This is a genomic window from Pseudaestuariivita atlantica, assembly GCF_001205715.1.
In the GTDB taxonomy this organism is placed as follows: domain Bacteria; phylum Pseudomonadota; class Alphaproteobacteria; order Rhodobacterales; family Rhodobacteraceae; genus Pseudaestuariivita; species Pseudaestuariivita atlantica.
This window is the reverse complement of the sequence record NZ_AQQZ01000004.1, coordinates 1-12,270: the sequence shown is the minus strand read 5'-3', so window position 1 is coordinate 12,270 and position 12,270 is coordinate 1. Positions and strand designations below refer to the sequence as shown.

Here is a 12,270-nt window from a genome sequence, read left to right as displayed (position 1 = left end):
ATTGGAACAAAATAGGAACATACTGGTGCGATGTTCGCCGAGCTTGGAATCACCTCGAACTTCACGTTCCTCACCGGGGCCTCCCACCCCGAGGAGTTCATGGAGCGTGCGGGGGAGCTTGGGATCGCGGCGATTGCCATTGCCGACGAAAACTCGGTGGCGGGCATCGTGCGGGCGCATACGCGCGCGCGGGAGATCGCGCGGCGGGTGAAGGAGCGGCAGGACTGGGATGCCGAACACGGGCTGATCGGCCCGCCCGCGCCCGACCCGCAACCCGTGTCGCCTGTGTTCAACGTGCCGCGCCTGATCCCGGCGGCGACCCTGACCTTTGACGAGGGGATCACCGTCACCGCCCTGCCGCTGGACCGCACGGGGTGGGCCAGCCTGTGCCGTCTTCTGACCAAGGGGCGGCTGAGGGCCGAGAAGGGGTCGTGCCATCTGCGCCTTGATGACCTGATGGAGTTTGCCGACGGTCTTCACCTGCTCCTGCACCGTCCGCCAGAGGCGCAGGAGGTGGAGCGCGGCGCGCGCCCGTGGTTGCCACAGGCGGAACGGCTGACGCGCCGCTTTGGGTCAGAGATGCACCTGATGCTGGCGCCCGCCTATGACGGGCAGGACACGGCGCGGTTCGACCGCTGTGCGCGGCTGGCCGGGCGGCTGGGCGTGCCGACGCTCGCTTCGGCCCTGCCGCTGATGCATCATGGGCGGCGGCGGCGCATGGCTGATGTGCTGACGGCGATCCGTACCGGCACGCGGGTCGATGCGCTGGGCGCGCGGGCGCTGGCCAATTCCGAACAGCGCCTGCGCTCCGAGACCGAGATGCGCCGCCTGCTGGGCGCCCATGCCGGGGCGGTGGACCGCGCCGGGCGGCTTGCCGCACGCCTGACCTTCAGCCTTGACGAGTTGCGGTACGAATACCCGTCCGAGATCGCCGAGGGGGAGACGCCCACCGCCCGCCTGCGGCGGCTGGCGCTGAAGGGGATGGACTGGCGCTATCCCGGTGGTGCCCCCGAGCGGGTGAAAAAGCTGCTCGACCACGAACTCGCGCTGATCGCCAAGCTGAACTACGAACCCTACTTCCTGACCGTCCGCGACGTGGTGCATTTCGCCCGGTCGCGCGGGATCCTGTGCCAGGGGCGCGGGTCGGCGGCCAACTCGGTCGTCTGCTATTGCCTTGGCGTCACCTCGGTCTCGCCCGAGATCGGGACGATGGTGTTCGAACGCTTCGTCAGCGAGGCGCGGGACGAGCCGCCCGACATCGACGTCGATTTCGAACACGAGCGCCGCGAGGAGGTGATCCAGCACATCTATGAACGCTATGGCCGCCACCGCGCGGGCCTGTGCGCCACCGTCATCCACTATCGCGGCAAGCGCGCCATCCGCGAGGTCGGCACGGCGATGGGGCTGACGCAGGACACGATCAGCGCGCTCAGTTCGCAGCTGTGGGGCTTCTTCTCGACCAACGGGCTGGAGGATCAGCGGATGCGGGAGATCGGGCTGGACCCGACCGACCGCCGCCTGCGCCAGACGATGGAACTGGTGTTCGAGATACAGGGCTTCCCGCGCCACCTGTCGCAGCACGTGGGCGGGTTCATCATGACCGAGGGTCGGCTGGACGAGCTGGTCCCCATCGAGAACGCGACGATGGAGGACCGCACCGTCATCTGCTGGGACAAGGACGATATCGACAGCCTTGGCATCCTCAAGGTCGACGTGCTGGCGCTGGGCATGCTGACCTGCATCCGCAAGGCGTTCGACCTGCTGAAGATGCACCACCAGAAGGACTGGACGCTGGCGACGCTGCCGGCGGAGGACCCGGTGGTGTACGACATGATGTGCAAGGCGGACACGATAGGCGTCTTCCAGATCGAAAGCCGGGCGCAGATGAACTTCCTGCCCCGGATGAAGCCGCGCAATTTCTATGACCTCGTGATCGAGGTGGCGATCATCCGCCCCGGCCCGATCCAGGGCGACATGGTGCATCCCTATATCCGCCGCCGCAACGGGGAGGAGGAGGTGTCCTTCCCGTCGGACGCGCTGGGCGCGGTGCTGGGCAAGACGCTGGGTGTGCCGCTGTTCCAGGAACAGGCGATGCAGATCGCCATCGTCGGCGCGGGGTTCACGCCGGAACAGGCCGACCGCCTGCGGCGGTCACTGGCGACGTTCAAGAAGCACGGCAACGTGTCCGAGTTCCGCGAGCTGTTCATGCGTGGCATGAAGCGCAACGGGTATGACGACGATTTCGCCGCCCGCTGCTTTGGCCAGATCGAGGGGTTCGGATCCTACGGCTTCCCCGAAAGCCACGCCGCCTCCTTCGCGCTGCTTGTCTATGCCTCGGCGTGGATCAAGTGCCACCACCCCGGCATCTTCGCCTGCGCGCTTCTCAACTCGCAGCCGATGGGGTTCTACGCGCCCGCGCAGATCGTGCGGGACGCGCGGGAGCACGGGGTGGAGGTCCGGCCGATCTGCATCAATGCCAGCTACTGGGACAACGTGATGGAACCCGACGGGCGCGGCGGGCTGGCCCTGCGGCTGGGGTTCCGGCAGATCAAGGGGCTGGCCGAGGAAGACGCGGCATGGCTGAGCGCGGCGCGCGGCAACGGGTACATGGCAGTGGAGGACGTGTGGCGCCGCGCGGGCGTCGGCCCCGCCATCATCACCCGGCTGGCCGAGGCGGACGCCTTTGCCGATATCGGCATCTCGCGGCGGGAGGCCCTGTGGGCGGCCAAGGCGCTGATGGCCGACAAGCCGCTGCCCCTGTTCGCGGGCGACCTGGGAGGAGAGATGATCGACGAACCCGCCGCCCACCTGCCCGCGATGACCGAAGGAGAGGAGGTGGTGGAGGATTTCGTCTCCATGCGCCTGACCCTGCGATCCCACCCCATGGCCTTCCTCCGCTCCGCGCTGACGCCGGAGGGGGAGGAGGCCGCTTCGCGGGTTGTGTCTGTTTGAAGGGGGTGGATGGATTCGCGGCAGGAAGAGTCGGTGTTCGGCGATTCAGCACTAAGGTCCGTTTGGAGTCCCTCGCAACCGAGTTGCAAAATGCTGTCGAAGGTCCGTTCCTCCCCAATTTTCAGCTTTAAGTTAGGCAAGAAAGTTCCCTTAATAATTATGTCATGGAATGTAATTAAGGCAGAATTTTTAGGAAAAACAGGTGTGTTGAAATCGTGAAGAGATAGTGGCCGCAATAAATTCAACTGAAAGATGTGCGGATATTGGACCTTGAACAGTCGCCAATTTCAACCTTTCGAACCCACCTGAGCCGTTGCCACGCAATAGTCGCAAAGAGCTTGAGCTATAACGAAAATTTCATATGATGAATCATATTAGGGAGATTTTCTTATGTACTTTGCGCGATATGACTTCGAAAGCAATGCACTTTATAGTGGTAGCGGTGAACTCTTGCTTAGCAGCCCTGCTACCGGCTTTGTGATCCAAGAGAACGGTTTTCCCTTCAATTCAGCCAATCCCGTAACTTTTTTGACCGGAATAAACATGGACGTCTGGTCAGGTGGATTGAGGCTTTTTACGCTCGAAATGGTGGGTACCGTGGACCTTGGGGGGGGGATGGATAACGCCGGTAGGGGTTGCACTCAACGGCTCCGGTTTTCTGACTATTTTTAGCCCGAACCCTAACCAGGTGTTTCCCGATACCTTGCCGGAAATCGATCTCAGACCATATGCGGTGACCTGTTTCGCCGAAGGGACAGAGATTTCTACCCCGAAGGGCCCCCGAAGAATCGAGGACTTGCAGGTAGGTGATCTGGTTTCGACCCATGATGGTCGCGTGGTGCCGATACGTTTCAATTTCATTCAAACCGTCTTCACCATGTTTGGCCCCGCAGAGCGTTTGATGCCCGTCCGTGTACGTGCCGGCGCGTTGGGTGACGGCCTTCCGGAGCGGGATCTGGTCCTGACCTCGGATCATGCATTGCTGGTCGACGGATACCTCATCAACGCGGGCCAACTCGTAAATGGCTCCAGTATCGATTACGTGCCACTTTCTGAATTCGATGGTCAGTACAGGGTTTACCACATCGAAACCGAAGACCACGATCTTGTTCTGGCCGAAGGCGTGCCTGCTGAAACCTATGTCGACTATGTTGGCCGCCAACACTTTGGTAACTATGCTGAATATGTGGCGCTATACGGGGAAGGCAGGCCAATTCGCGAAATGGATTATCCACGCATTTCGGCGTCGCGTCTGGTTCCCAGAACTATTCATGCCCGCTTGAACGCGAACATCGCTGCACAGCCAAGCGAACCAGAGTTCCGCCTGTCTGTCGCACGATGACGTGCGAGATCAGACGGTAAGATTTATCGTGGCGTTCCTGCGCGCCCTTAACACACCTGTTTCACCGGGTTTCCAGACACGAAGGGGTCATCGGCGATCCTGGCGCGAATTGCTGTTTCTCCTGAATAGCTTGCGACCCCGCCAAGGCGACCTCGGGATCACAAGCCCGCGCCCCCCTCAAACCACCGCCAGCCCCGCGTCGAGGCTGTCGAGGATGGTTTGCACCTCGGTCTCGGAGATCACCAGCGGGGGGGACATGAGGATGTTGTTGGCGCCGAGGCGGACGTTCGTGCCGGCCTCGTAGGTGGCGCGGTGGACGCGGTTCATGGTGTCCATGTCCATCGGCTCCTTGGTGGCGCGGTCCTTGACCAGTTCGATGCCGCACATCAGGCCGACGCCGCCGCGCACGTCGCCGACGCAGTCGTATTTCTCGGCCAGCTTCAAGGCGCCTTCGTAGAGTTGCGCGCCGCGGGGGCCGGCGTTCGACTTGGTTTCGAGCCGCAGGGTTTCGGACAGGCAGGTCACGACCGCAGCCGCGCCCACCGGGTGCGCGGAATAGGTGTAGCCGGTGAAGATCGCGCCGTCCGCGCCCGAGGTCTCGAACACCTCGGCCACCTCGTCCGACACGAGGCAGCCGCCGACGGGGAAATAGGCCGACGTGATGCCCTTGGCGACTGTCATCATGTCGGGTTTGACGCCGAACTTGCGGGAGCCGGTCCACGCGCCGGTGCGCCCGAAGCCGCAGATCACCTCGTCCGCGATAAACAGGATGCCGTGATCGGCGCACATGTCGCGCAGGCGGGGCATGAGGCTGTCGTGGGGGACAAGCACGCCGCCCGCGCCGAGGATCGGCTCCATGATGAAGGCGGCGATGGACCCGGCCCCGTGGAAGGCAATCTCGTCCGCCATCGCGGCGACGATGCCGTCGGCCAGCTTTTCGGGGTCGGTCTCGTTAAACGGGTTGCGGTAGGTGTAGGGCGCGGGCAGGTGGTGGCAGCCGGGCAGGAGCGGTTCGTAGTTGATGCGGAAGCGGTTGTTGCCGTTGACCGATGCGCCGCCCCAATGGGTGCCGTGGTAGCCCTTTTTCAGCGACAGGAACTTGGTGCGGCCGGGCTCCCCGCGCAGGCGGTGGTATTGCCGGGCAAGGCGCAGGGCGGTGTCGACGGCGTCCGACCCACCCGAGGTGAAGAAGACCCGCGCCATGCCGTCTTCGGCGAAGAATTCACGCACGGCGAAGGAGGCTTCGATCGCGGCGTCGTTGGTCGACCCACCGAAGTTCGAGCAATAGGGCAGGGTGTGGACGCGTTCGGCGATGGTCGCCTTCAGCGCGTCGTTGGTATAGCCGAGGTTCACGCACCAGAGGCCCCCCACGGCGTCGACGACCTTGTGCCCGTCGATGTCGTGCAGGTAGACGCCCTCGGCCCCGGTGAAGATGGTCGGCGGGTTTTCCTGAAGCGCGCCGGGATGGCCCATCGGGTGCCACAGGTGGCGGGCGTTATTTTCGCGCAGGAAGTTGTCGTCTTTCATGGGGGCCTCCCGGTCATGGGTTTGGTCGCGATGCTACGCCTGCCGGACCGCCGAGCCAAGGGTCAGAGTGCCGCGCGCCACGCGCTGGGCGACTGGCCCGTCACCCGCAGAAACTCGCGGTTGAAATTCGATTTCGTGCCGAAGCCCGCGGTCAGCATCGCGCCGGTGACGCTTTCGCCGCTGCGCAGGGCGGTTTGCGCGGCGGCCACGCGCGCGGCGTTCACGTAGCGAGAGACGTTGTCGCCGGTGGAGCGGTTGATCGCGGTCGAGAGCTGCTTGACCGGGACGTGCAGCCGGCGCGCCAGCCGGGCCAGCGTGAGGTCGGGGTCGAGGTAGGGGCGTTCGGCCTCCATCAGCGCATCGAGCCGCGCCATGAGGTCGGCATCTTCGGGGCTGGGCGCGGCAGGCGTGTCCGGTTCGGGATCGGAGGGGCCGCTTTCCAGCGCGCGGGACAGGCCAAGGCCGCCGATCAGCAGCAGGTTGATGCCGGAGAAGAGCGTGATGATCCAGGGCTGCCACGCCGCAAGCCCCGCGATCTGGGCCGCGATGATGACGAGGTCGGCGAAGGCCGAGGCGATCAGCGTCGCCGCGATCACCAGCCACAGGCGACTTGGCAGGTCCCCGGCATTCAGGCGGTGCTGCGGCAGCGCGTCCGCACCGCGCAACCCGAACCACAGGATGCCCGCGCCGTAGCCCGCGAACAGGAGCGGGAGCAGCGCGTCGAGCATCGCGGGCGCGGCCAGCCGGGCCACGAGTGCGGCAACCGGTCCGGAGAGGTGGACGAGGTCGGCGGCGCGCAGGGTCCGGCGCGCGCTGGCGAGGAACACGACCCACGCCGCCGGGGCCACCATTGCCGCCGTGACCGGCTGCACCCATCGCGCGGCGGCCACGCCGAAATGCTGGCCCAGCGCGATGATGAGCGATTGCGCCGCGCATAGAAGGACCAGCCATGCCACGGGGGCCATCCGCCGGTCGGTCACCCAGAGGCGCACCACGAGGAAGGCGAGGATCATGGCGACGAAGACGGGGATGGGCAGGCTGGGCACGGGGCACACGGGAAACGAGGGGTCTGCCCACGTCCTTAAACCGGTTCTGCACGTCCTGAAACCGGTTCTCGGACGCTTTTCCGCGCGGCGCGGGGCAGGTCGGGGGCATCGCAACCTTTTGGAGTATGCACCATGAGACACGCAATTCTTGTATTGGCACTGTTGGCCTCGACCCCGCTGGCGGCGGGTCCGGCTGGCCTGACGGACCTGACGTTTGCCCCGGCGCACCAGGATGAGCCGGTGCGCGGGGTGGTCTGGTACCCGGCAGAGGATGGGACAGGGACGCGCGAGACCTTTGCGCAAAACCCGGTCTTTCAAGGTGTCGAGGCGTGGCGCGACGCGGCAGAGGCGGAGGGGCCGCATCCGGTGGTTCTTTTGAGCCACGGCATGGGCGGCGCGGTGCAATCCACCGCGTGGCTGGGCGCGGCACTGGCCGAGCGGGGCGCAGTGGTGATCGCCGTCAGCCATCCCGGCACCACGTTTTCCGATTTCGACCTGTCCCGAGGCATCCGCCACTGGACCCGCGCGCAGGATCTGGGCGCGGCGCTGGATGCGGTGATTGCCGACGGGCCAAAGCTTGACCTGTCGCGGGTGGTTGCCGCCGGGTTTTCCTATGGCGGGTGGACGGCGCTGTCGCTGGGCGGGATGACTGCGGATCATGCGGGCTTCGTCGCGCATTGCGAGGCGGCACGGGCCAGCGACCCGGTCTGCGCGCAGCTGATGGCGCCGGAGGTGGACCTGCGCGGGCAGGACCCGAGCGCATGGGATGCGTCTTATGCCGACGCGAGGGTCGATGCGGTCGTGGCGATCGATCCCGGCCTTGTCTGGGGGCTGTCCCAGTCCGACGTGGCGGCGCTGGCCGTGCCCGCGACGCTGATCGGGCTGGGCCATGGGGCCAGCCGTCTTCCGGCGGCGAATTTCGATGCCAGCGGGCTGGCGGGGATGATGCCCGATGCGACGGTTGACCGGATCGTGCCGGGCACCCATTTCTCGGCCATGCCGCTGTGCACCGGGGCGGGTGCGGCGATCCTTGCGGAGACGGGGGATGACCCGGTCTGCACCGATCCCGAGGGCGCCGACCGTGCGGCGATCCATGCGCGGATCGTGGAGGCCATTGCAACGGCGGCGGGGCTTTAGCCCCCGAGCGGCAGGCGGGCCCTTTCGTGGAAACGGCCCGCCTCGTCCGAGGCCAGAAGCGTCAGGTCGGTGATGCGCGTGCGCGGTTCGAGGAGCGGGTCAACATGCGGCCGCAGGGCTGCGGCCGCGCTGGCGGGATCCTGCAGGCGGCCCGTCAGGGTGATGTGAAACCGGAATTCGTCCATCACGTATGGGTAACCCCATGCCGTGAGGTTCGCGTCCTGCGCCGGGGTCAGGTTGGCCTTGCGGCGTTTGTCCAGTTCCGCCTCTGACGGCGGCGCGCGGAACGGGTCGAGGTCCTTCACCACGGTCGCGGCCAGCCGGGCAAGCGGCGCCTGCTCGCCAGCGATGGTCAGCGCAAGGAAGCGCCCGATCCGGTCGAGGTGCAGCGGCGGCAGGTCGAGGGGCGGTTGGGCCGCGCAGAGCTTGCGCGCTTTGGTCAGCAGGTCCGCAAACGTCGTGCCGGGGGCGAGGTGGAAGGGCGGCTTGATCGTGCCGTGCAGGCCGTACTTGCGGGGTGTCTTGGTCAGCTCCGCCACCGGCAGGCCGATCTCGGGATGCGGCACGGTGGTGCCGAGCACCGGGTCCCATCCCAGCCATGCCGCGCCGAACGCTGCAAGCGGGCCGGGCGGCGGCGTGTAGTAGATCGCGTATCGGGTTCGTGGGGGATCGGCGGACATGGCGGCGGGTCAGGTGAGGACCGGCGGACGCAGCCAGCCATCGGCGAAACTCACGCCCCCGACGCCGGTGAACCGGGCGACGCGGGCCAGTTCGGCTTCGAGCCGCTTTTGCCGCCCGGAGGTCCACGCGACGGGTGGTTCGGGCCAGAGCGCGGTGACGGCAAGCATGTCGGCTTCGCGGTCGGTTTTCATGTCGATCCGCCCCACCAGCCGGTCCCCTTCGAGCAGCGGGAAGACGTAATAGCCGTACTTGCGTTTGGGGGCGGGCACGAAAATCTCGATCCGGTAATCGAACCCGAAGAGCCGCGCCGCGCGCTTGCGGTCGCGCAGGGCGGGGTCGAAAGGGCTGAGAACGCGCAGGCGGCCCGTGACGTTCGGGAGGTCCCTGTCGGCAAGGCCGGGGCGGGCGACCACGCGGCGCAGGGAGCCGTCGGCGCAGGTGACCTCGACCTCTTCGAGCGTGCCGTCGGCGAGCCGGTCGGCGACCCATGCCTTGGCCTCGGCCGGTGTGACGATGTCCCAGAACGCGGCGATCTCTCCGGACGTGGCGAAGGACAGCCGGTCAAGCGCCATCCGGTTCAGGGTATCGACGATGCTGTCGGGTTCAAGCGCGGGCTGGGCGGCGGCCTCGGGCAGGACCCGCCCGGTCACGTCGTAATGCTTGCGAAAATTGGTGCGGTGGCAGATCGTCAACTCCCCCGACCGCCACAGGTATTCCAGCGCCGTCTTTTCCGGCTGCCAGTTCCACCAGCCGCCACCCTTGGTCGCGGTCGTGTCGAAATCGTTGGCCTGGCAGGCGCCGTTTTCCTGCGCATGGGCCAGCACGCCGTCGATCAGGGCGCGGTATTCGGGGCCGCGCCACGCGTCCCACCTGCGTTCGATCATCTCCCTGTCGCGGTCGAACTTGAGCCGCCAGAGCGGGAAGAAATCCACCGGGACAAGCGCGGCATCGTGGGTCCAGTGTTCGAACAGGCGGCGCTCTTTCTCGATCACGCGGGGCAGGTGTTTCGGGCGATAGGCCGGGCGGCGGGCGAACAGGATCATGTCATGCGCGCGTTCGACGGTGCGCACGCTGTCGACCTGCACGAACCCAAGGCGGTGGATCAGCCCGTGCAGCGCGGCCGGATCGGTGCCGCCGGTCGGTGCTTCGGCAAGCGCATGGGCGTCAAGGAAATGCGCGCGCGCGGCGCGGTTCGACAGGACCGGCCGTGTCACCACCGTTTGAGCGTGTCGCCGACGTCGATGGTGGGCGACAGTTCCGTCACTTCCTCGTAGGCGGCGTTCGGATCGGCGACGCGCGACGCGATGATCTGGGCGGCCTTCGTCCCGATCTCGTTCCGGCAACTGTCCATCGTGGCCAGCCTGCGCGGCAGGCCATCAAGCAGTTCGACATCGTTGAAACCGGCAAGCCCGATCCGGCCCGGAATGTCGATCTGCTGTTCAAGCAGGTACAACAACCCGCCCGCCGCGATCATGTCGTTCGAGTAGTAGAGGAAATCGAGATCTGGATCGCGTTCGAGCAGAGCCTTTGTCAGTTCCCGGCCCTTCTTGAGCGCCGAGCCGCCCGAATAGAATTCCTGGTCCACGACCTCGACCCCGCGTTTGGCGAGCGCCTCGGTAAAGCCTTCGAACCGTTTGCGCGCGCGGTGGTCGAGCGGCATCTTGGTGCCGAGGAACCCGATCCGTTCATACCCCGCCTTCACGATCGCCTCGGCCATCTGCCGCCCGGCGCGGCGGTGCGAAATTCCGACCGAGCAATCGATGGGCGTGCCGTCGGTATCCATGATCTCGACCACCGGGATGCCCGCGCTTTTCAGCATCGCCTTGGACGCGTCGGAATGTTCCAGCCCCGCGATGATGACGCCCGAGGGCCGCCATGACAGCATCTCGTACAACACCCGCTCTTCCTTTTCGGGCAGGTAGTCGGTGACGCCCACAACGGGTTGCAGATCGGTGTCTTCCAGCACGCGGGAGATGCCGGCGAGGACCTCGGGGAACACCATGTTGCGCAGGGACGGGATGATGACCGCGACAAGGTTCACGCGGCTCGATGCGAGCGCGCCCGCGATCTTGTTCGGGACGTATCCCAGTTCCTTCGCGGCGGTCAGGACTCGTTCGCGCGTGGCGGCGCTGACGTCGCCCTTGTTGCGCAGCACGCGGCTGACGGTCATCTCGGACACGCCCGAAGCTTCGGAAACGTCGCGCAGGGTGAGCGGGCGATTGTCGTTGGCGGTCACGTCGGGACGATCCTCGTCTTTTCCCCGTGGTACCGCAGGCCCCCCATTCTGCACAAGCGCAAGCGACGGGTGACAGTGCGATGCATGGCCGCTAAGGAGGTGAAAGCGACCCCGTGGCTCAACTGGATAGAGCAGCCCCCTCCTAAGGGGCAGGTTGCAGGTTCGAATCCTGCCGGGGTCGCCAAAACTGCCTGAAAAATATGGCCTATTTGCAAGGGGTTCTGCGGAAGCGTGCAGAAACACCCGTTTCGTTTTCCGCCGAATTCCCCGAAAACGACCGAATTCTCGTACAAAACCTGTACAAAATTCGCACGTCCGTGCGGCTTTTGGGGCCTTCTCATGAGCTGGCGGGTGGCGAACGCGTGTGCGGAGCGGAAGTTCGGGAGTGCGACGCGCAAGCAGATCATCATGTTTCTGGCGGACAAGGCGTCTGATGACGGCTCAGGGATATGGTGTTCCAAGGGGATGATTCAGCGGCATACGGAGCTTGGCGAGACGACGGTCAAGCGAACGATCCGCGACTTCCTGAAGGAAGGCATTCTGGTCGAGACCGGCGCGCGCGGCTGCAAGAATGGTTTCACGGTTGTTTATCGGATCGACCTCACCCGGATCGAGGGGCTGGAACTGACCGCTGAACCCGAGATCGAGACGGGGGCCACAGTGGACTCCGTCCAGACTGGACCCGGAACGGGGGCCAACCCGCGCGCAAGGCCGCGACGAGCTGCACGTATGGATACAAGACCAGATCGATATGGGCCTGATCACCGACCGCGCGACCATGCTTGACGCGCTCACCGACGCAGGTTTCGACCTGCCGCGCACCGGCAAAGCCTACATCACCGCCCGCGACCCCGAAACCGGCGAGCGCTGGCGGTTGAAAGGAGAGATTTTCCATGAAGATTGGCAATCCGACCCGACTGAGCGAGAAACTGAACGCGGAGCTCGACACGATCCGGGCGGAACACGTCGCCTCGATCTCATCCCAGCTCAAGAGCTTCAGGATCGATTTGAAGAACATTGTGGGCGCCGCGCAGCGTACCATCGCGAGCGATACGCGCCGCTTTCAGGCCGAGACAGCGAGCTTGTTCGAGACGCGGCTGAACTCGATCCGCCTCTGGCTGACGATCTCGCCCTGGCTGATCACGGGTATCGTGCTGACGGGGAGCGCCTCGATGATGGCCGCGAGTTACTTCTGGACGGTGCATCTAACACGCTCGGAACTAACGGAACTGGGCCTGACGCGGATCGAGCGGCCCGAGGGGACATGGCTGATCCTGGACCCGTCGAAGACACGACTCATACCAACTTGCGCCAAGCCTGACTCTCGATTGGGGATTCCCTTCAGCTCT

The 12,270-nt window shown here is 65.4% G+C and carries 10 protein-coding genes and 1 tRNA gene; 6 read left to right on the top strand and 5 right to left on the bottom strand.

All coding sequences use genetic code 11. From position 1 onward, the window contains the following. Window positions 1–30 precede the first annotated feature (30 nt). Window positions 31–2,952: an error-prone DNA polymerase gene (locus ATO11_RS09505; protein WP_050530642.1), complete on the top strand. Its 2,922-nt coding sequence runs from the start codon at window positions 31–33 to the stop codon at window positions 2,950–2,952. 688 nt (window positions 2,953–3,640) lie between these two features. After that, a complete protein-coding gene (locus tag ATO11_RS09500; protein WP_050530641.1) occupies window positions 3,641–4,294 on the top strand; it encodes a Hint domain-containing protein in 654 nt (217 codons plus the stop codon). Between the two features lie 177 nt (window positions 4,295–4,471). On the opposite strand, the gene ATO11_RS09495 is transcribed toward ATO11_RS09500, so the two are convergent. After that, on the bottom strand, window positions 4,472–5,821 hold the full coding sequence (locus ATO11_RS09495; protein ID WP_050530640.1) for an aminotransferase class III-fold pyridoxal phosphate-dependent enzyme: 1,350 nt from the start codon (window positions 5,819–5,821) through the stop codon (window positions 4,472–4,474). Between the two features lie 62 nt (window positions 5,822–5,883). Continuing rightward, window positions 5,884–6,867, bottom strand: a complete 984-nt coding sequence (locus tag ATO11_RS09490; RefSeq protein ID WP_050530639.1) for a helix-turn-helix domain-containing protein — start codon at window positions 6,865–6,867, stop codon at window positions 5,884–5,886. 132 nt (window positions 6,868–6,999) lie between these two features. Here ATO11_RS09490 and ATO11_RS09485 point away from each other — a divergent pair, with 132 nt between their 5' ends. Continuing rightward, window positions 7,000–8,004, top strand: a complete 1,005-nt coding sequence (locus ATO11_RS09485) for an alpha/beta hydrolase family protein (protein WP_110553631.1) — start codon at window positions 7,000–7,002, stop codon at window positions 8,002–8,004. Here ATO11_RS09485 and ATO11_RS09480 read toward each other — a convergent pair. Genes ATO11_RS09480 through ATO11_RS09470 form a run of 3 tightly spaced genes read right to left on the bottom strand, consistent with a single transcriptional unit; the run spans window position 8,001 to window position 10,921 of the window. Beyond that, entirely contained in the window at window positions 8,001–8,684 is a 684-nt protein-coding gene (locus ATO11_RS09480; RefSeq protein WP_050530637.1) for a DUF1045 domain-containing protein, read from the bottom strand. The genes ATO11_RS09485 and ATO11_RS09480 overlap by 4 nt on opposite strands. Before the next feature lie 9 nt (window positions 8,685–8,693). Further along, window positions 8,694–9,899 (bottom strand): winged helix-turn-helix domain-containing protein, encoded by a 1,206-nt coding sequence (locus ATO11_RS09475; protein WP_050531080.1) that lies wholly within the window; start codon window positions 9,897–9,899, stop codon window positions 8,694–8,696. Continuing rightward, window positions 9,896–10,921 carry a LacI family DNA-binding transcriptional regulator gene (locus ATO11_RS09470; RefSeq protein WP_050530636.1) on the bottom strand — a complete coding sequence of 342 codons (1,026 nt, stop codon included), beginning with the start codon at window positions 10,919–10,921 and terminating at the stop codon, window positions 9,896–9,898. The genes ATO11_RS09475 and ATO11_RS09470 overlap by 4 nt, the downstream gene beginning before the upstream one ends. A gap of 107 nt (window positions 10,922–11,028) precedes the next feature. Here ATO11_RS09470 and ATO11_RS09465 point away from each other — a divergent pair. The 3 genes from ATO11_RS09465 to ATO11_RS22125 all read left to right on the top strand — a co-directional run. Next, window positions 11,029–11,105: transfer RNA gene (locus ATO11_RS09465), tRNA-Arg, on the top strand. Between the two features lie 155 nt (window positions 11,106–11,260). Further along, entirely contained in the window at window positions 11,261–11,707 is a 447-nt protein-coding gene (locus tag ATO11_RS09460) for a hypothetical protein (RefSeq protein WP_242601396.1), read from the top strand. A 107-nt stretch (window positions 11,708–11,814) separates the two neighbouring features. Next, window positions 11,815–12,270 (top strand): hypothetical protein (locus tag ATO11_RS22125; protein WP_165586949.1); only part of this gene is annotated, 456 nt, incomplete at its 3' end.